Source organism: Antrihabitans stalactiti, from assembly GCF_012932915.1.
GTDB classification, from domain to species: domain Bacteria; phylum Actinomycetota; class Actinomycetes; order Mycobacteriales; family Mycobacteriaceae; genus Antrihabitans; species Antrihabitans stalactiti.
In genome coordinates, this window is the sequence record NZ_VCQU01000001.1 from 176,161 (window position 1) to 194,212 (window position 18,052).

The 18,052-nt window shown below is 64.1% G+C and carries 21 protein-coding genes; 11 read left to right on the top strand and 10 right to left on the bottom strand.

Translation table 11 applies throughout. The features are described from left to right. Complete coding sequence (locus FGL95_RS00865; RefSeq protein ID WP_169584290.1) at positions 1–1,089, bottom strand: M24 family metallopeptidase; 1,089 nt, start codon at positions 1,087–1,089, stop codon at positions 1–3. A gap of 49 nt (positions 1,090–1,138) precedes the next feature. On the opposite strand from FGL95_RS00865, the gene FGL95_RS00870 reads away from it, so the two are divergent. Then, positions 1,139–1,618 (top strand): B-4DMT family transporter, encoded by a 480-nt coding sequence (locus FGL95_RS00870; RefSeq protein WP_169584291.1) that lies wholly within the window; start codon positions 1,139–1,141, stop codon positions 1,616–1,618. A gap of 8 nt (positions 1,619–1,626) precedes the next feature. Here the strand turns inward: FGL95_RS00870 and FGL95_RS00875 are convergent, their stop codons facing one another. Further along, a complete protein-coding gene (locus tag FGL95_RS00875; RefSeq protein WP_169584292.1) occupies positions 1,627–2,406 on the bottom strand; it encodes a DUF1353 domain-containing protein in 780 nt (259 codons plus the stop codon). Between the two features lie 157 nt (positions 2,407–2,563). Here FGL95_RS00875 and FGL95_RS00880 point away from each other — a divergent pair, with 157 nt between their 5' ends. The 4 genes from FGL95_RS00880 (at position 2,564) to FGL95_RS00895 (ending at position 4,764) form a co-directional block, all read left to right on the top strand. Next, a complete protein-coding gene (locus tag FGL95_RS00880; RefSeq protein ID WP_169584293.1) occupies positions 2,564–3,112 on the top strand; it encodes a hypothetical protein in 549 nt (182 codons plus the stop codon). After that, the gene (locus FGL95_RS00885; protein ID WP_169584294.1) at positions 3,109–3,429 is read left to right on the top strand and encodes a type VII secretion target; all 321 of its coding nucleotides are present in this window, start codon (positions 3,109–3,111) and stop codon (positions 3,427–3,429) included. The genes FGL95_RS00880 and FGL95_RS00885 overlap by 4 nt, the downstream gene beginning before the upstream one ends. Before the next feature lie 13 nt (positions 3,430–3,442). After that, positions 3,443–4,225, top strand: a complete 783-nt coding sequence (locus FGL95_RS00890; protein WP_169584295.1) for a hypothetical protein — start codon at positions 3,443–3,445, stop codon at positions 4,223–4,225. A 266-nt stretch (positions 4,226–4,491) separates the two neighbouring features. Then, on the top strand, positions 4,492–4,764 hold the full coding sequence (locus FGL95_RS00895) for a hypothetical protein (protein WP_169584296.1): 273 nt from the start codon (positions 4,492–4,494) through the stop codon (positions 4,762–4,764). On the opposite strand, the gene aroB is transcribed toward FGL95_RS00895, so the two are convergent. From aroB to aroC, 3 genes are read right to left on the bottom strand one after another with little or no spacing between them, the layout of a single operon-like run. Further along, positions 4,765–5,874, bottom strand: a complete 1,110-nt coding sequence (aroB, locus tag FGL95_RS00900) for a 3-dehydroquinate synthase (protein ID WP_169584297.1) — start codon at positions 5,872–5,874, stop codon at positions 4,765–4,767. After that, a complete protein-coding gene (locus tag FGL95_RS00905) occupies positions 5,871–6,455 on the bottom strand; it encodes a shikimate kinase (protein ID WP_169585176.1) in 585 nt (194 codons plus the stop codon). The genes aroB and FGL95_RS00905 overlap by 4 nt, the downstream gene beginning before the upstream one ends. Before the next feature lie 11 nt (positions 6,456–6,466). Beyond that, positions 6,467–7,654, bottom strand: coding sequence for a chorismate synthase (gene aroC, locus FGL95_RS00910; RefSeq protein WP_169584298.1), 1,188 nt, complete (start codon positions 7,652–7,654; stop codon positions 6,467–6,469). Positions 7,655–7,733: 79 nt separating this feature from the next. Between aroC and FGL95_RS00915 the strand changes: the two genes are divergently transcribed. Continuing rightward, positions 7,734–8,537, top strand: coding sequence for an MbnB/TglH/ChrH family RiPP precursor modification enzyme (locus tag FGL95_RS00915; RefSeq protein WP_169584299.1), 804 nt, complete (start codon positions 7,734–7,736; stop codon positions 8,535–8,537). Then, positions 8,534–8,887 (top strand): SCO6045 C-terminal-like domain-containing protein, encoded by a 354-nt coding sequence (locus FGL95_RS00920; RefSeq protein ID WP_169584300.1) that lies wholly within the window; start codon positions 8,534–8,536, stop codon positions 8,885–8,887. Before FGL95_RS00915 ends, FGL95_RS00920 begins: the two co-directional genes overlap by 4 nt. Here the strand turns inward: FGL95_RS00920 and FGL95_RS00925 are convergent. The 5 genes from FGL95_RS00925 to alaS all read right to left on the bottom strand — a co-directional run bounded on the left by FGL95_RS00925 (position 8,847) and on the right by alaS (position 14,561). After that, a complete protein-coding gene (locus FGL95_RS00925; protein WP_169584301.1) occupies positions 8,847–9,281 on the bottom strand; it encodes a prepilin peptidase in 435 nt (144 codons plus the stop codon). The two genes, FGL95_RS00920 and FGL95_RS00925, sit on opposite strands and share 41 nt — an antisense overlap. Before the next feature lie 70 nt (positions 9,282–9,351). Then, positions 9,352–10,197: a shikimate dehydrogenase gene (locus FGL95_RS00930; protein WP_169585177.1), complete on the bottom strand. Its 846-nt coding sequence runs from the start codon at positions 10,195–10,197 to the stop codon at positions 9,352–9,354. After that, positions 10,169–11,395, bottom strand: coding sequence for an endolytic transglycosylase MltG (gene mltG, locus FGL95_RS00935; RefSeq protein WP_420838002.1), 1,227 nt, complete (start codon positions 11,393–11,395; stop codon positions 10,169–10,171). The genes FGL95_RS00930 and mltG overlap by 29 nt, the downstream gene beginning before the upstream one ends. Further along, entirely contained in the window at positions 11,392–11,895 is a 504-nt protein-coding gene (ruvX, locus tag FGL95_RS00940; RefSeq protein ID WP_169584303.1) for a Holliday junction resolvase RuvX, read from the bottom strand. The genes mltG and ruvX overlap by 4 nt, the downstream gene beginning before the upstream one ends. Further along, positions 11,892–14,561, bottom strand: coding sequence for an alanine--tRNA ligase (alaS, locus tag FGL95_RS00945; RefSeq protein WP_169584304.1), 2,670 nt, complete (start codon positions 14,559–14,561; stop codon positions 11,892–11,894). Before alaS ends, ruvX begins: the two co-directional genes overlap by 4 nt. Before the next feature lie 77 nt (positions 14,562–14,638). On the opposite strand from alaS, the gene FGL95_RS00950 reads away from it, so the two are divergent. From FGL95_RS00950 to FGL95_RS00965, 4 genes are all read left to right on the top strand, one after another. Continuing rightward, positions 14,639–15,226, top strand: a complete 588-nt coding sequence (locus tag FGL95_RS00950; RefSeq protein ID WP_338079668.1) for a TetR/AcrR family transcriptional regulator — start codon at positions 14,639–14,641, stop codon at positions 15,224–15,226. Then, positions 15,223–16,392, top strand: coding sequence for an NADH:flavin oxidoreductase (locus FGL95_RS00955; protein WP_169584306.1), 1,170 nt, complete (start codon positions 15,223–15,225; stop codon positions 16,390–16,392). Before FGL95_RS00950 ends, FGL95_RS00955 begins: the two co-directional genes overlap by 4 nt. 32 nt (positions 16,393–16,424) lie before the next feature. After that, the gene (locus FGL95_RS00960; protein ID WP_169584307.1) at positions 16,425–17,174 is read left to right on the top strand and encodes an SDR family oxidoreductase; all 750 of its coding nucleotides are present in this window, start codon (positions 16,425–16,427) and stop codon (positions 17,172–17,174) included. 72 nt (positions 17,175–17,246) lie between these two features. Beyond that, complete coding sequence (locus FGL95_RS00965; RefSeq protein WP_169584308.1) at positions 17,247–18,047, top strand: alpha/beta fold hydrolase; 801 nt, start codon at positions 17,247–17,249, stop codon at positions 18,045–18,047. The last annotated feature ends 5 nt before the right edge of the window (positions 18,048–18,052 follow it).

Below are 18,052 nucleotides of genomic sequence, written 5' to 3' on the forward strand. Positions count from 1 at the left end.
CTATACAACTGTCAGGTCTTTGGTGGTGAGGGTGAGCAGCTCCGGACGGTCGTCACGCACCACGAGCGTGTCCTCGATCCGGACGCCCCCGCGACCGGAGAAGTAAACCCCTGGTTCGACTGTCACTGCCTCGCCGGACAATAGTGTACCGGTGCCTGCTTTGCCGATTCCCGGCGCTTCGTGGATCTGCAGCCCCACGCCGTGGCCGAGTCCGTGCAGGAACAGCTCCCCATAGCCTGCATCTTCGATGACTTTCCGTGATGCGGCGTCGACATCGGCGACCGGCGTACCGGGCACAAGCGCTTCCCGGCCCGCAGCCTGTGCGCGCGCAACCAGGTCGTAGAGGTCCAATTGCCACCCCGCGACGCTCCGCAGCGCGAAGGTGCGCGTCATGTCCGAGTGATAGCCGCCCACGATCGCACCGAAGTCGATCTTGACGAAATCTCCCGACGCCAAAACCGCTTCGGTAGGACGGTGATGCGGTACGGCCGAATTGGGTCCGGCCGCAACGATCGTTTCGAATGCGATGCCCTCGGCACCATGCTCGAACATCAGGAACTCCAGCTGCCGGGCTACTTGCCGCTCCGTGCGCCCGACGCTGAGACCGCCGCGCGCGATCAGTTCGGCCAGAGCGGAATCTGCTGCAGCACAAGCAGATCGAAGGAGCTCGACCTCGCCATCGTCTTTAACCTGGCGCAGCTTTTCGACGAGTCCCGGCGTCCGAACCAGTTCGAGTGCAGGCGACAACTCGAGCCACGCCCGATGTTCGTCGACGGTGACGACGTGGCTTTCGTAACCGATGCGGCCAACGCCTGTTTCGTGTGCGAGCTCGATCAGTCGCCGCCCGCTCGACCTGGCGATCTCCGCGCGCAGGTCGGGCACCTGTTTCGCGACTTGGGTGAGATAGCGACCGTCCGTGCAGACGACGGTGTGGGCCTCGTCTGCGTGGACGAGCAGCGCGGCGTTCGACCCGGTGAAACCCGTGAGGTAGCGGATGTTGATCAGGTCGGTCACCAGCAGCGCTTCGACACCGCTCGCCGCCATTCGGCCTCGTAGCGATTGCCGTCGCGCACCATGGTTGCTGCTCATGAACGCCAACTTACAACTACCGTCACCAGGTCATGACTACGCTGTGTTTATGAATGCATGGGTGCTGCGTGGCCTCGTCCTGGCCGCGGTGCATGTAGTTATCCGCACGCTGCTCGGCTTCGCCATTGCGCAGTGGCCGCTGCAGGGCTCGTTCCTCCGGTGGGGCATGTTCCTTCTTGTCGTCATCGCCGCCCTCGCGTGGGGTTTCGTCGACGGCCGCTCCGACCGCGAAGCCCACCCGGACCCGGACGACGGCGACGACCTGACCATGTTGTGGCTGAAGGCTGGGCTGCTCGGTGCAGTCGTCGCGGGCGCGGTCGCATGGGTGGTCGGCAAGTTGCCGCACTTCGATCTCGGTGATCAAGGCATCTTCTTCGAGCTGACGTCCGGCGCCGCCTGGACAACCCTGCTGATCTTCGTGCCTGCAATGATCGGCATTGCCATCGGTTGGTACGTCGTCGGACGGCGGCGGCGGAAGGCCGAGAGTGCCTCCGAGCCCGCCCGCGACACCGTCAGCCTGGAGAAGTAACAACTCGCTCAGCCCAAGTCCCACGGTCGATCGGCGGACTCAGCCGATGGCGGTGGCGTCACGATACCGAGCAGGTGTTCGACGTCTGTGTCGTCGATGACGCCGTTGCCAACGGTGATGAGGTCGAGTAGCCCCTGCGCGCGCGGATCTGCGACATCGACGATGTTGAGGTATTCGTGCGGCGGCTCGTCGTGCGTCGACTTGTTTCTGCCCGTCCGTGGACTGCCCAACGGCCACGGCAGATTCGTCGGGAAATGGCGTCGACGCTCGTAGACGATCCAGATTGCGCTGATCAGCCAGTTGATCACCCAGTAGACGACAAGTCCAAGGGCAGCGACCAAGGTCGGCGCGAGCACGGCGACGATCCCCACCACAAACATCCCGATCAGCTGCAGCAGCTTCACTGCGATCGGTGGGCCGCTGACGCCGAACCGCCCGCCGAACACTGCACCGACGCGCACGCCGAACCACATGATTCCGCGGGTAAGCGCCGGGGTGCCTGTTTCTCGCAATGCGCGACGGAACATGCCGTCGGCATCCCAGGGATCGACACGACGGTCTGACTTCTTCTTCGATTCACGCCAGACCGCGTCGTGCAGCACGGCTGCCTCCGAGTTGCCACCCGCGCTGTCGAGCAGCCAACGGATCGGCTTCGGGATCGACGCGAAGTCGGTCAAGAAGTCTTTGCGGATGACGAAGTAGTCGACCTTGCCCTGCCACACCAAAGGCGAGGTGAGCTTCCAGGTGTTCGAGTCGACGTGGGCGACGTGCAGCGTGGTGAGAAACACGAGCGGGAGTCTATGGGCCGAGTCCGACAGCGCATTCAACTCCGATGGAACCGATCGGCGCTCCGCGGCGTCAAACCAGGCAATAGGGAACGTTTCGAGATTCCGGGGGGAATGGTTGAGCGAGATGAGATTTGGCCTGGCGACCAGTCTGGTGCGAATGCGACTCGATGACGCGCGTCTACCGATCGAAGTGCGGATCGATGCTCGGATCCACGACTTACTGCTGCCATCGGACTTCGGCGACGCGATCATGGGCAGCTACCGCGAGGCCGTGTGGGAGCACGATCGACCAGCCATCGAAGCAGCCGATTTCGACGCGTTGCAGTCGCGTCCGTCCGCTCGCGAGATCGCCGTCCGACTGCTCACCACACTCACCCTCGACGAGTATCGAGATGTTCGACGGTCACTCATTGGAGCCGTGGAGTATCGAGCTTTCGGTCGCGGGCTGGATCGAGACGACGGACCGGCGCTGACCATGACGGCGGACCGCTCACTGATCACAGGTGTCACGATCGCCGCGGAGTGGGCAGCAGCGGCGAATCCATCCACGCTGGAATACGACATTCTCGACTGCGCCGATCAAATTCGCAGGCAATGGCCGAAGGGAACGACGTACGACCCCTATCCAGGGATGTCCGACGCCGAAATTCAGGAACTGTCACTGGACCATTTCGCGAACCTCTTGTCCAGGAGCCGAATTCGATGACCAATCCGCAACGCGTCGTGGCGTCGATCGAGGAGATGCGGTCTGCATCGAAGGGCTGGACGCAGGCATCGCACTACCTGGTCGACGCCGTGAACAAAACTGCGCCGCTCCAATTGTCCGGCCTGCAGGCGGGCATCTTTCAGTTGGCGTGTGACGACTACGTGAAGGCCACGAACTACATCTCCGATCGACTTCAAGAAGGTGTCACCGAAACCGCGAACATTTCGTTTGCGCTATTCCTCGCGGCGTCGAACTACGAACGCGAAGACCAAGAAGGCGCCCACGACTTCACACACATCGACGCAGGGGAACGGTGAGATGGCGCCCACAATGCAATCCATTCAGGACGTGATCGACGAGTTCACAAGAAGACAAGAGGAAGCGCTCGGCCAGCAGGACAAAGTCCGTGACGCTTTCGACAGCGTTGCGCTGCGAGCACTCACTGCGAGCGATCCGGCACTCCGCCATGCGATGAACGCTGCCGAGACGATGATTCAACAAAAGTTGGACGTGCTTCTCGAGAAAATCCAGGAAGCTGCCGAGGGCATTCTTGCCCCCTTCTACTTCATCGATCGCGCAGCCGACTGGCAGGACGTGGGCGGCAGAGTGCGCGCTGCACGAAACGAAGTGCTCGATGGAACCGGACTCGAAGGCCACTGGGAAGGCGTTGCCGCAGACAAATACTCAGCAGCAAAAGGGAAGCAAGACAGAGCATTCGGTGCAGCCGACAAGCTGTGCGACGACATGCACGCAAATCTTCTCGCGCTATCGGACACCGGACAGACTTTCTACTTCAAGTGCGCGAACCTCATTGCCGGTTGGCTCGCACCATTCGGTGCCGCCTTGGTAGATATCTCGACGGGAGTGTTGGCGCCTTGGGGAGCCGCGGACGCGATCAAGCAGATCGTCCTTGCGGTCCCGTTGTTCACGGAATTGTTCACCGCGACGGCGCTCGTGATCACGAAGCAACTGGTGTTCGCCAACGAGATCGAGAATTCCATCGATTCACCGGTCGGCTTGAAGGGAAATCGCTGGCCGAAGGCGACGACCTCGCAGTACGCCGATGCGTCGGTGAAAGACGGCGACGAATCGGATTGGGCGGTACCAGCGTGAGACAACTCTTCACCGTTGTAGTACTTGCCCTGTCAACCATTGTTCTCACATCGTGTGCTGTCACGCATCCGTTCGGTTCGCATGCAACGCCAATCCGCTCCGATCACACGATCGAGGAATTATGCGACTATCCGCAGAATTTCTTCCGGAACGATCTGGCTGTAGTTGGCGACTTTTACACAGAACCATTTACGACCAGTCCCGACCGAGAAATCGACAGCTACGCGTCGTGCTTTCTTCGCGGGCCCGACTCCTTCTGGGCGCGTGTGGCAATCGGAGGACTCGGCTCGGACGCGGCCGACGCCACCGATTCGACCGCCGTCAAAGTTGGGGACGACACCGTGTGGCTCTCCAGCTACGAATGGAGCCCGTTCTTCGTCACCACCGGCACAACCTGGACCGCTGAACTGAAGCTCAAACTCCCACACAAGCCCGGCGCGAGATTCGACGAGCATTTGTCAGATGGTCAGATCCACGCGGCTGCACAGATGCTTGTCGACTTGGTCCGCGATCTCAAAGGCCCGGACCGCAAGTCCTGACTACAACAACACCGCCGAGCCACCGGGGCTCGCGGCCCGCGCGATTGTCGAGTACGCAGCGGCGAGCAGCGATGGGTCGGGACCTTCCAGACGACCAGGCTTGGCGAGTCCGTCCAGCACCACGAACCGTAGGACGCCTGCGCGGGTTTTCTTGTCGCCGTACATCGATTCGATGAGCTGTGACAGCGCACCCTCGTCGTATGTCGTTGGCAAGCCGACACTTTCGAGGACTGCGCGGTGCCGATCCGCCGTGGCATCGTCGAGGCGCCCTGCCAGGCGACCCAGCTCGGCGGCGAACACCAGCCCGACCGACACCGCTGCGCCGTGGCGCCAGCGATACAACTCGCGGCGCTCGATCGCGTGCGCGAGAGTGTGGCCGTAGTTCAGGATCTCGCGGAGGTTCGACTCCTTGAGATCTGCGGCAACGACCTTGGCCTTGACCTCGATCGAACGTCGGATCAGCTCGGGAAGGACCTCGCCGGTCGGGTCGAGAGCAGCTTCCGGATCACGTTCGATCAGTTCGAGAATGACCGGGTCGGCGATGAATCCGGTCTTGATGATCTCCGCCATCCCAGCGACGATCTCGTTGCGCGGCAACGTCTCCAGAGTCGCGAGATCGACGAAGACCGCCGTCGGCTCGTGGAACGAGCCGACCAGGTTCTTGCCTGCCTCGGTGTTGATGCCGGTCTTGCCACCAACCGCTGCGTCGACCATCGCGAGCAAGGTGGTCGGGACGTGCACGACCTTGACCCCGCGCATCCAGGTCGCAGCGACAAAGCCGGTCAGATCGGTCGCTGCTCCCCCACCGAGGCTCATGATCGCGTCGCTTCGAGTCAGGCCGATGCGTCCGAGAACTTCCCAGCAGAACCCTGCGACCGCAAGATCCTTTCCCGATTCAGCGTCCGGGATTTCGATCCGATGGGCATCGATTCCCTTCTCGGCCAACGCAGCCCGCACCACTTCGGCTGTCTCGACGAGTGTCGGTTGGTGAAAGATGGCGACGGTCCGTACCTTGCTCAGCTCGTCGACGATGTCGCCGAGCAAGCCGCGGCCGATGACGACCGGGTACGGACTTGCGGTGCGGACCTCTACGCGTACGGGTTCGGTCACGTGTTCTGCTCCGATTCTGTGTGCGGATCCGAATTATCGGGAACGTTCATCTTGGCGAGGATTTGCTTGACGACTCGGCCCGGGCTGCGTCCGTCGGTACGCACCCGAATCGTCGCGACCTCGCGGTAGAGCGGCCGACGGCGGCGCATCAATTCCCGGTACTTCGCACCGGGATCCGGGCCGTTGAGCAGTGGTCGCGACTTGTTCGCACCGGTTCGCCGAAGCCCTTCGGCGACACTGATTTCCAGGTAGACGACGGTCCGGCCTTTCAGCAGCCGTCGCGTCGCTCGCGACAGGATTGCCCCGCCACCCAGAGAGACGATCCCCTGCTGCTCCAGGACCGCCCGACGCACGACCGCCTCTTCGATCTTTCGGAACTCGGGTTCGCCGTCGGTCGCAAAGATCTCGGCGATTGTCCGACCGGTTTCCAGCTCGATCGCGACGTCGGTATCGAACATCGGGACGTCGAGGGCTCGTGCAAGACGCCGACCGATCGTCGACTTCCCCGCGCCCGGCGGCCCGACCAGCACCGCTCGCGGCGTCTTCGACACCGGTCGGTTGCTTCGCGCGGCCGGGAACATCGAACCGCGTATCACCGGGGAATGCGGGAAGCGACGCGCTCGAGATAGGTCTTGATGTTCGCCGTCGTTTCGACCAGCGAGTCTCCGCCGAACTTCTCCAGTGCTGCCTGGGCGACGACGAGCGCGACCATGGTCTCGGCGACAACGCCTGCTGCAGGCACGGCACAGACATCGGAGCGCTGATGGATGGCGACCGCTTCCTCGCCGGTCGTCATGTCGACGGTCGCAAGTGCGCGCGGCACAGTCGAAATCGGCTTCATCGCCGCGCGTACGCGCAAAGGCTCACCGTTGGTCATGCCGCCTTCGAGTCCGCCCGCGCGGTTCGTCGAACGCAGCACTCCGTCCGGACCGGGCCGCATCTCGTCGTGCGCGGCGCTACCGCGGCGGCGGGCCGTTTCGAAGCCGTCGCCGACCTCGACGCCTTTGATCGCCTGGATGCCCATCAGCGCAGCGGCAAGCTTCGAGTCGAGCCGGTTCTCGCCGCTGGTGAACGAGCCCAGGCCGACCGGCAAGCCTTCGACGACGACCTCGACGATGCCGCCGAGCGTGTCGCCGTCCTTCTTCGCTGCTTCGATCTCGGCGATCATCGCCGCTTCGGCGTCTTTGTCGAACGCGCGAACCGGGCTGGCGTCGATCGCGGCGAGGTCTGAAGGTGCCGGGACGACGCCGTCGGGCGCCTTCGCACTGCCGATAGACACGACGTGCGAGATCACCTCGGCACCGAACGCCTGCCGCAGGAACGCGCGCGCGACGGTTCCCGCGGCAACCCGTGCCGCCGTTTCACGTGCGCTCGCCCGCTCCAACACGTTGCGGGCGTCGTCGAAGCCGTATTTCAGCATGCCGGAGTAGTCGGCATGCCCAGGCCGTGGCCGGGTGAGCGGCGCGTTGCGGGCGAGGTCGGCGAGTTCGGCCTCGTCGACCGGGTCCGCCGACATGACGGTCTGCCATTTGGGCCATTCGGTGTTGCCGACCTCGATGGCGATCGGACCGCCCATCGTCCTGCCGTGCCGTACGCCACCGATGATCGTGACCTTGTCGGCCTCGAACTTCATCCGGGCGCCACGGCCGTAGCCGAGCCGGCGGCGGGCCAGCTCGGTGGCGATGTCGTCGGACGTGACCGCGACTCCGGCCACCATCCCATCCAGCATGGCGACCAGAGCGGGGCCGTGCGATTCTCCTGCAGTTATCCAGCGCAACACGATCAATATCCTTCCATGCCCTGCGATACGGATGGACGCCGCGATCGGTTCGATCGGCGTTTCTGGGTATCGTGGGCCGATGGCTGTGGTTGACCGATTGGGCCTCGGCATCGGGTGGCGGCCGGAGATCGACGCCACAGTCGCGCGCTTGCCAGGCGTCGAGTGGGTCGAAGTGGTCGCCGAGAACCTGCACGCCGCGCATTTACCGCCAGCCCTGCTGGAATTGCGCGAACGAGGCATTCCTGTTCTCCCCCATGCAGTTTCGCTCTCGTTGGGTGGCGCCGAGCCCCTGGATACGACTCGGATCGAATCGCTCGCCGAGCTGACCGCAGCATTCGACGCGCCCCTGTGCAGCGACCACATCTGCTTCGTGCGCGCGGGCGGGCTCGACTCCGGTCACCTGATGCCACTGCCCCGCACTCGGGACGCGCTCGACGTCCTGGCCGACAACGTTCGCGTGACGCAGTCGATCGTCGGCGTGCCATTTGCGCTGGAAAACATTGCGGCCCTGATCGAATGGCCGGACGCCGAACTGTCCGAGGCGCAGTTCCTCGTCGAACTGGTCGATCGGACCGGCTGCCTGCTCATAATCGACGTCGCGAATCTGTACGCGAACGCCCACAACATCGGCACCGATCCGCAGAGCTTTCTCGACGAGATCCCCCTCGAACAGATCGCGTACGTGCACGTGGCGGGTGGTGTCGAGCGCAACGGGACCTACCACGACACCCATGCGCATCCGATTCGCCCAGCCGTGCTCGACCTGCTCAGCGAATTGCGCCGTCGTCTCGATCCGCCCGGAGTTCTGCTGGAACGTGACGACAACTATCCGACCGACGCCGAACTCGCCGCAGAACTCACGGCCATTCGGGAGCGCTTGTGAGAACGCGCGAAGAACTCGCTGCGCAACAAGCCGACCTGCTGCGTGCCGTGCTCGCCGGCGGTGAGGTGCCGCCAGGGTTCGACGCCGACAAGGTCGCGATCGAGGCAAAAGCCCTGCTGTCCAAGCGAAGACGCGTCATCGCGCAGCTGCGGCCCGATGTCCGCGAGGCGATGGGCGATCGCTACAACGCACTCTTCGACGAATATGCAGCCGCGTTCCCCCGAATCACCGGCCAGCGGTGGCGAGACGACGCTGCCGCCTTCGCAGGCTGGCTCGCCGCACGTGGCGAACTGAAGCGGGCGCGCAGGTTTACCTTGCGGCGAGCGCGATCAAGGTCGAAGCGCACATGAACGGTCCGTGCGGAACGACCGTGCGGCCCACAGTCCCCCGCCGCATCATCAGGAACACGCCAGCCAACGCGGTGCCCAGCGGCGCGAGCAATGCCGCCCAGACCCACACTTCGGGTCCGCCGAGTGCCGCGGCAGCGCCGAGACCCAGGGCGAGCTTGACGTCCCCAGCTCCCATCGCGGTCGGCGCGATCACGTGGACCGCCAAGTAGAGCAGCGCCAGCAGCAGACCGCCGATGAGCGCGACGCCCCCTCGTCCCACTGCGAAGCCGTAACCCAACACCGCGATACCGCCGCAGACAGTGAGCACATTCGGTAATCGGCGCTCGGCAATGTCGACGAACGACAGAGCGGCACACCACGCACACAGCGCCATGATCGCGAGCCACGAAATCATGGTTGTCAGCCTGCCGGATCGGCGAGCACAAATCTGCGGCGAAAATCAGTCTGTGGATAACTTTCGGCGATCAGAGAGTGGGCAACGCCGCGGCCATCGCCTCGCGTGGGGCGGGCTGGCCGGTGAACTGCTCGACCTGGCCGTATGCCTGGTTCAGCAACATCGACAACCCGCTCACGACCGTGCCGCCGGCGGCACACACGCTGGTGGCCAGGGGCGTCGGCCACGGGTTGTAGATAGCGTCGAGCACGAACCGTGCCGTGGCGACCGACTCGACTACTTTCTCGACGGCAGCGGACGGCACGGTACTCACCACGCAACGGGCGTCGGCGCACGCGTCGGCAAGCAGATCGGGTGCGAAATCGATGACGTTGCCGGTCATCTTCAACGCGCCTGCCAGCGCCAATGCACCTTTGGCGCGCTCGGCGTCACGGGCGACGATCGTCACGCGCGTTGCACCGAGTTCGGCAAGAGCCAGCAACGCAGGGCGCGCAGTCCCGCCCGCACCGATCACGACGACCGAGGCATCCTGCAAATCCGGTACACCACCGTCGAGCAATGCGCCGCGAACGCCGTCGACGTCGGTGCAGTCCGCCCGCCAGCCGCCGTCGATCCGCACCAACGTGTTCGCAGACCCGACGAGCACGGCACGTTCGGTCCGCTCGATGGCGAACTCCAACGCTTCGACCTTGCCGGGCATCGTGACCGACAGGCCCACATAGTCGTCGCTCAACCCAGTCACGACCAGAGGCAACGAACCCGCTGGGCATTCGATGCGCTCGTAGGTCCAGTCGTCGAGTCCGAGCGCGCGGTACGCGGCCAGGTGCAGGTCCGGTGATCGCGAATGCGAAATCGGACTTCCGAGAACAGCCGCCTTTCGCCCCACGCTAACGACCGCTGTCGAGGATCCCGCTATCCAGCGCCTTCTGGATGTTGCGCAGGTGCTCGTTGTAGTCGGCGGTGAACAAGGTGGTTCCCTGCTTGTCGATCGTCACGAAGTACAGCCAATCGCCTGGCGCCGGACTCTCCACCGCCTTCAAAGCCTCGACGCTCGGCGAGGCGATCGGCGTCGCCGGCAAGCCCGCCATTGCGTAGGTGTTCCACGGCGTCTTGCGTTCGCGGTCGGCGTCGGTCGTCGCGACTTCCGTCGTGTCCAGCGAGTAGTTGACCGTCGAGTCGAACTGCAGCGGCTGATTCACCTTGAGGCGGTTGACGATCACTCGCGCCACCTTCGGGAAGTCGGCCGGCAGCGATTCACGTTCGGTCAACGACGCCGCGATGAGCATCTGGTACGGGTCGAGGCCGGAGTTCTTACCGGCGGTCTTGATTCCGGTCTCGTCGTAGAGCTCGGCGCTCTGGCTCACGAGGTATTTCAGAATGTCGATAGGCGACGCGGTCGGGTCGAAATCCCAGCTACCCGCGGCGATGAGTCCTTCGAGCTGGCGTTTCGGATCCGGCACCGATTTCACGCTGGCCAGGGCCCAATCCGGGACGCCGAGAGCGGCTAGATCCGAGCTGGACCCCGCCGCATCGAGATCTTGATAGTTGACGCATTTCTGCGGTTGCGTGCCGTAGCAGCTCGCCTTCGCGATCTTGGTGTAAATGCCTTCTTTGATGGCGTCGGTGTTCACGTCGCGCGAATCGTGCAGCTGACGGCCCTCGGAGATCACCAACTTGCCGACCCGCGAGGTGGGGTCGACCATGGTCGTGACCGCCTCGTCGGCAGACATCTTTTCTTTCAACGAGTAGAAGCCGGGCTCGATGACACTCATCGCCGGGCTCTGCACTGCGGCCTCGTAGAAGGCCTCCCAGCTCGCCACGACATCCTTGGCAGCCATCGTCTGGGCGATCTTCTCGGCCGTATCACCGGGATGCACCTGCACGATGACGAGTTTTCCGCCCGGACCCGGGTAGTCGGCCGCCACGGCCTGCTTGTCGAAGAACGGCGGCAGGTCGAGCAGTTTCGCGACGAAACCCGCACCGAGAACCAACACGATGATCGCTGACAGCGCGAGGACGATGCGGCCGCGTTTGCGCCGTTTTTCGGCGTCCTGCGCGGCGCGCGCATGGATGCGCGTCGGTCCAGGCCTCGATGTAGATGGCGGATAGCTCACTTGTCGCCCCCGGAATCCTGTGCCTTCACATTGCTCCGTTCGTCGAGCCAACCTTGCAAAATCGACACCGCGGCAGCCTGATCGATGACGTGCCGCTGGCCCTTCGAGCGCACTCCGCTCTCGCGCAGGGCGCGCGCTGCAGACACCGTAGTCAACCGTTCATCGGTCAGTCGCACCGGTATCGGTGCCAACCGCTCGCGAAGCCGTTCGGCGAACTGCACCGCCGTTTCGGCCGCGGCACCATGCGCGCCCCGAAGTGTTCGTGGCAAACCGACGACTACCTCGACGGCCTCATACTCGCAAACGATCGCTTCGATACGGCGCAGATCGGGGGCATTTCCGGTCTCGTCCTTGGAACGCTGAACTGTTTCCACTGGAGTGGCGAGAATGCCGTCAGGATCGCACGACGCGACGCCGATCCGGACGCTCCCGACATCGATTCCGATCCGTCGCCCGCGGCCGGGATCGTCGGTTCCGGGGCGGTCCGGGTCGACCCTCAATTGCCTGCCAACTCCGCGACTCGAGCCCGCACGGCAGCCAGTCCTGCGGGGATTCCCGACGCGTCCGACCCCGCACCTTGCGCCATATCGGCCTTGCCACCGCCGCGTCCCGCGATGGCGGGGCCGAAGCTCGCGACCAGCTCGCCCGCTTTCAGGCCGAGCTCTTGCGCTGGCTTGTTGACCGAGACGACGAACGGGACCTTGCCGTCGGCGTTGCCCAGCAGCACGACGACACCCGCGAGCGCACCCAACCTGCCGCGGATGTCCATCGCAAGGGTCCGTAGGTCGTTGCCTCCGACACCCTCCGGTGCGGCTTCGGCCACGAGCAACAAACCGCCGACGCGCTCGGCCTTCTCGACGAAGGCGCCAGCGTTCGACAGCACGGCCGCCGCCTTCGTCTTTTCCAATTCCTTTTCGGCGACGCGCAGCCGCTCGACGAGCTGCTCGACGCGCGCGGGTACCTCGTCCGAGGGCACCTTCAACGACGCAGCGACGCCGGCGAGCAACGCCCGTTCTTTGGCCAGGTACTTGTACGAGTCGAGCCCGACGAATGCTTCGACTCGCCGCACCCCGGACCCGACCGACGACTCACCCAACAACGTGACCGGCCCGATCTGCGACGAATGCTCCACGTGCGTTCCGCCGCACAGTTCCATGGAGAACGGTCCGCCGATCTCGACAACGCGGACCTCGTCGCCATAGTTCTCCCCGAACAGCGCGAGGGCACCCATCTCTTTGGCCTTCGGCAGATCGGTGACGAAGGTGTTGACCGCATAGTCGGCACTCACCGCGTCGTTGGTGACCGCTTCGATCTGGTCGCGCTGATTTTCCGACAAGGCCCCTTGCCAGTTGAAGTCGAATCGCAGGTAGCCCGGCTTGTTCAGCGAGCCTGCCTGGACCGCGTTCGGTCCGAGCACCTGACGAAGCGCAGCGTGCACCATGTGCGTGCCGGAGTGGCCCTGCGTCGAACCTTTTCGCCACAGCGGGTCGGCCGACGCGAGCACGATGTCGCCCTCGGTGAGCTGACCTTCCTCGACCGTCACCTTGTGGACCCAGAGTTTCTTCGCGATCTTCTGGACGTCATCCACGCGCGCGCGAACGCCGGTGGCCGTGATCATGCCCTTGTCCGCGATCTGGCCGCCTGACTCCGCATAGAGCGGGCTGCGGTTGAGGATCACCTCGACCGTGTCGCCCGTGACCGCGGTCGGCGTACGGACGCCGCCCGAGATGAGAGCGAGGACCTGCGCCTCGGACGTCAGTTCGGTGAACCCGGTGAACTCCGTCGGGCCGCGGTCGACAAGTTCCTTGTAGACCGTGAGGTCGGCGTGGGCGTGCTTGCGTGCCTGCGCGTCGTCCTTGGCTCGCTTGCGCTGCTCGGCCATGAGCGACCGGAAGCCGTCTTCGTCGACGGACAGGCCAGCCTCCGCCGCCATCTCCAGGGTCAGATCGATCGGGAAGCCGTAGGTGTCGTGCAGCGCGAAAGCTTCGGTCCCGCCGATCGTCTTGCCGCCCTTGTTCTTCACGGTGTCGACGGCATCTGTGAACAACTTCGTGCCCGATGTGAGCGTCTTGCGGAACGCAACCTCTTCACCGACTGCAACGGTCTCGATGCGTTTGAAGTCCGTCCCGAGGTTCGGGTACGACGGCGACATCTCATCACGGACGACCGCCATGAAGTCGGCCATCGTCGGCTGGTCCGCGCCGAGCAATTTCGCCGACCGGACGATGCGGCGCAGCAACCGTCGCAGCACATAGCCGCGACCGTCGTTGCCCGGGTTGACGCCGTCGGCAATCAACATCGCCGCGGTCCGTGCGTGGTCTGCGATGACGCGGAAGCGGATGTCGTCTTCGTGCGACACGCCGTATGACCGCCCAGTCACCTCCTCGGCCTTCGTGATCACCGGCCGGACGAGATCGGTTTCGTAGACGTTGTCGACACCTTGCAGCAGGAACGCGACTCGCTCGACGCCCATGCCGGTGTCGATGTTCTGCTTCGGGAGCGGTCCGAGGATTTCGAAGTTGTCCTTACCGGTCCCCTGGCCGCGCTCGTTCTGCATGAAGACGAGATTCCAGATCTCGATATAGCGGTCTTCGTCGGCCTCCGGACCACCTTCGGCGCCGTACTCAGGTCCGCGGTCGTAGTAGATCTCCGAACACGGACCGCATGGTCCAGGTATGCCCATCGACCAGTAGTTGTCGGCCATGCCGCGACGCTGGATGCGCCCGTCGGGCATCCCAGCGACTTCCTTCCACAGCGCGATCGCCTCGTCGTCGTCGAGATACGCCGTCGCCCACAGCCTTTCGGGGTCGAACCCGTAGCCGCCGTCTTCGATGCTGTTGGTGAGCAGCGTCCATGCGAACTCGATCGCTTCGCGCTTGAAGTAATCGCCGAACGAGAAGTTGCCCGCCATTTGGAAAAATGTGTTGTGGCGAGTTGTGATGCCGACGTTCTCGATGTCGAGCGTGCGGACGCATTTCTGCACACTGGTGGCGCGCGCAAACGGCGGCGTCTGCTGACCCAGGAAGTACGGCACGAACTGGACCATGCCCGCGTTCACGAACAGCAGGTTGGGGTCGTTGAGAATCAGCGAGGCGCTCGGCACCTCGGTATGACCCGCCCGAACGAAATGCTCCAGGAAACGGCGCCTGATCTCATGAGTCTGCACAAGAGATCAGGTTACCGCGCTGGTATGTCCGATTTCGACCGGGTTTTCAATCAGTGATTGATTCGATGATTGAACTGGTGTCTACTGATGTGGTGACGAAGCAAACCGACGACCAGACGACCCGAGACCGACTCCTCACCGTCGCCGAGACGCTGCTGCTCGGATCCGGCTACGACGCGGTGTCGGTGCGCGCGATCAACAGTGCGGCCGGAATGAATCCCGCGGCCGTTCACTATCACTTCGGATCCAAAGAGGGGCTTGTTGGGGCACTGCTCGAGGAACGCCTGGCGCCGATTTGGCAGGCACAATTGGCGAGCATCGATGCGAATCCCACTGTCGAGGAGCTCGTCGACATCGTCGTGGGTCCACTCGCCGAGCTGACGCACGATCCGGTCGGCCAACTACGGCTCAACTTGCTCGCACGAATGGTGTTGTGCCATCAGGAAATGCAGTTCACCGGGCAGTGGTTCCGCATCGATCCGTGGGTCGACCTACTGCGCACGGCTCGGCCGGAACTGTCGCGCACGGCTGCCGCCGAGCGCTGGACATTGGCCTTCACGCTCGTCTTGCAATTCTTCGGAGATCCCTACTCGGATCGGCCGTCGCCCCCCAGAATGCCGGTCGAGGTATTGCGGACCTTCCTTGTAGCTGGGCTGAGCTCATGACCGACGTATTCGGTCCCGCCCGGCTCGGTCCGGTCACGTTGCGCAACCGAGTGATCAAGTCGGCGACCTTCGAGGGTGCGGTTCCCGACGCGCTGGTCACCGACAAGTTGATCGATTTCCATCGCGGCTACGCCCAAGGCGGTGTCGGCATGACGACTGTCGCGTTCTGCGCGGTCTCCCCCGAAGGCCGCACCGATCGACACCAGATCTGGATGCGCGACGACGCTCGTCCCGGACTTCGCCGTCTGACCGATGCGGTCCATGCAGAAGGCGCCGCTGTGAGCGCGCAACTCGGTCACGCCGGACCGGTCGCGAACGCTGCATCGAACGGCGCGGCCGCGCTCGCCCCTGGGCATTTTCCGAATCCGCTCGGCTTCCGCGTCACGCGCAAAGCCAGACCGGCCGACCTGACCCGCGTGGTCGCCGCGCATGCCTCGGCTGCCCGGATCGCCGAGTCCTCCGGATTCGATGCCGTCGAACTCCACTTCGGTCACAACTACCTGGTCAGTGCGTTCCTAAGCCCGCGGCTCAACCGACGCAAGGACAATTACGGCGGCTCGCTGCGCTACCGCGCCCGCCTGGCGTTGGACATCGCCCGGGCGGTCCGCGACGAAGTCGGCGACCGGATTGCGATCACCGCGAAACTCAGCATGGACGACGGCGTGCCCGGCGGCTTCAAGTTGGACGAGGCGATCCAGGTCGGTCAGTGGTTGGAAGCTGACGGCACGGTCGATGCACTCGAGCTGACGGCCGGTAGCTCGCTGCTCAACCCGATGTACATCTTCACCGGCGATGCGCCGGTCAAGGAGTTCGCGAACGCTTTCCCACGCCCACTCCGCTGGGGGCTTCGCGTCGGCGGACCTGCATTCATGCGCAGCTATCCGTATCGCGAGGCATACCTGCTCGACAAGGCCAAGCAATTTCGAGCGGCCGTCGACCTGCCGCTCATCCTGCTCGGCGGTATCACCAAATTGGAGACCATGCAGCTCGCGATGGCCGAGGGCTTCGACTTCGTCGCGATGGCTCGCGCACTCCTCCGGGAGCCGGACCTGCTGCATCGGATCCAAGCCGAACCCGATCGGCTGTCCCTCTGCACGCACTGCAACAAATGCATGCCGACGATCTATTCGGGAACTCGCTGCGTCCTCGTCGACGGGCCCTCGTGAGTCGGATGATCGAGCCCTGCTACGAAGGACGAATGACTGTTGTCGTTACGGGATCTGCGTCGGGGATCGGCGCGGCCACATCGAACGCGTTGCGAGCAGCCGGAAGTGAGGTCGTCGGCGTCGACTTACGTGACGCCGACATAATCGCCGATCTGAGCTCGAGCGAAGGTGCACAGAGCGCGGTCGACGCGGTGTTGGACCGTTGTGGCGGCGTGCTCGATGGAGTGGTGTTGTGCGCCGGCCTCGGACCGCACGTCCCCGACCCACGTCTGATCATCGCAGTGAACTATCACGGCACCGTCGCGCTGCTCGACGGGCTCTTCCCGGCATTGCAAAAGGGCGCGAACCCGGCTGCAGTAGTGGTCTCTTCGGTGGCATCTACGCACGTGACCTGGGACGAAAACCCGATTGCGGCCGGCGGTGAGGACGCCGCGCTCGCAGCAGCCGGCGAGTACGGCGGTGCGCTCGCGTATGCGTGGTCGAAGAATGCGGTGACAGTAAACGTCCGCAAGCGGGCGGCGGAGTGGGCCGGAGCAGGAGTTCGCCTCAACACCGTCGCGCCAGGCTCCATCGACACGCCGCTGCTACAAGGCGGTCTGGACGATCCACGCTTCGGCGAAGCGATCCGCAACTTCACGGCCCCGATCCCCCGTCGAGGCACGCCCGACGAGATCGCCAGCCTGATTCTGTACCTGCTCGGTCCGCAGGCGGGTTTCGTGCACGGAGCGCAATTCATGATCGACGGCGGCGTCGACGCACTGACCCGGCCAACAAAGTTCTGACCGACTGTCGAAACCGCGCTGTCTCGGTCGACGCGTAGGTGAATCCGATACCGATCAGCTACAGGAGCCACAATGCCGACAGTCACGTCCAAGGACGGCACCACCATTGCCTATGAATCGGCCGGTAGCGGCCCCGCACTCGTGCTCGTCGACGGCGCCCTCTGCTGGCGCGCGGCCGGCGTCACGCCAACGCTGCTGCCCGAGCTAGCGAAACATTTCACGGTCTACGCCTACGACCGCCGCGGTCGCGGCGAGAGCACCGACACCCAGCCCTACGCCAACGAGCGCGAGCTCGAGGATCTCGAAGCCGTCGTCGAAGCGGCCGGTGGGTCGCCCTACATCTGCGGATTCTCCTCGGGCGCAATCGTGATCATGTACGCCATCCAGAACGGGCTGCGCCCAGCGAAGGTCGCGTTGTTCGAAGCGCCGCTGACCGTCGTCGACGATACCGACGCGAAGCCGCCCGCCGACGCGGTCGCGCATTTGCAGGAACTGCTAGCCCAGGACCGTCGCGGCGACATGGTGCGGTATTTCATGGTCGACCTGATCGGCGTGCCATCCATCTTCATGCTTTTGATGAAGACGGTGATGCGCAAAGGCTGGAACAGCACTCGCACGGTTGCGCACACGCTGCCATACGACATTTCGTTCGCCGAGCGGTCCGCGTGGAAGGCGCCCGCCGATGCCGGAAAGTCGATCACGATGCCGTGTGCGGTCATCGGCGGCGGCGCGAGTCCCGCCAAGCTCAAAAAGGCCGTGCGCGGAACGGCTGCCGTCATTCCCGGCTCTGTCGTGATCGAAGTTCCGAAGCAGACGCACATGATCAAGCCGAAGCCGATGACTGAGACATTGGTGAGCTTCTTCAAAGCCTGAACCCC

Excerpts from the sequence above, each read along its gene's own strand:
- FGL95_RS00915 (WP_169584299.1), top strand. The coding sequence starts at position 7,734 with ATGGCTGTGGTTGACCGATTGGGCCTCGGCATCGGGTGGCGGCCGGAG.
- FGL95_RS00955 (WP_169584306.1), top strand. The coding sequence starts at position 15,223 with ATGACCGACGTATTCGGTCCCGCCCGGCTCGGTCCGGTCACGTTGCGC.
- FGL95_RS00870 (WP_169584291.1), top strand. The coding sequence starts at position 1,139 with ATGAATGCATGGGTGCTGCGTGGCCTCGTCCTGGCCGCGGTGCATGTA.
- FGL95_RS00885 (WP_169584294.1), top strand. The coding sequence starts at position 3,109 with ATGACCAATCCGCAACGCGTCGTGGCGTCGATCGAGGAGATGCGGTCT.
- FGL95_RS00960 (WP_169584307.1), top strand. The coding sequence starts at position 16,425 with ATGACTGTTGTCGTTACGGGATCTGCGTCGGGGATCGGCGCGGCCACA.
- FGL95_RS00865 (WP_169584290.1), bottom strand. The coding sequence starts at position 1,089 with ATGAGCAGCAACCATGGTGCGCGACGGCAATCGCTACGAGGCCGAATG.
- FGL95_RS00905 (WP_169585176.1), bottom strand. The coding sequence starts at position 6,455 with ATGTTCCCGGCCGCGCGAAGCAACCGACCGGTGTCGAAGACGCCGCGA.
- FGL95_RS00890 (WP_169584295.1), top strand. The coding sequence starts at position 3,443 with ATGCAATCCATTCAGGACGTGATCGACGAGTTCACAAGAAGACAAGAG.
- FGL95_RS00880 (WP_169584293.1), top strand. The coding sequence starts at position 2,564 with ATGCGACTCGATGACGCGCGTCTACCGATCGAAGTGCGGATCGATGCT.
- FGL95_RS00965 (WP_169584308.1), top strand. The coding sequence starts at position 17,247 with ATGCCGACAGTCACGTCCAAGGACGGCACCACCATTGCCTATGAATCG.
- FGL95_RS00925 (WP_169584301.1), bottom strand. The coding sequence starts at position 9,281 with ATGATTTCGTGGCTCGCGATCATGGCGCTGTGTGCGTGGTGTGCCGCT.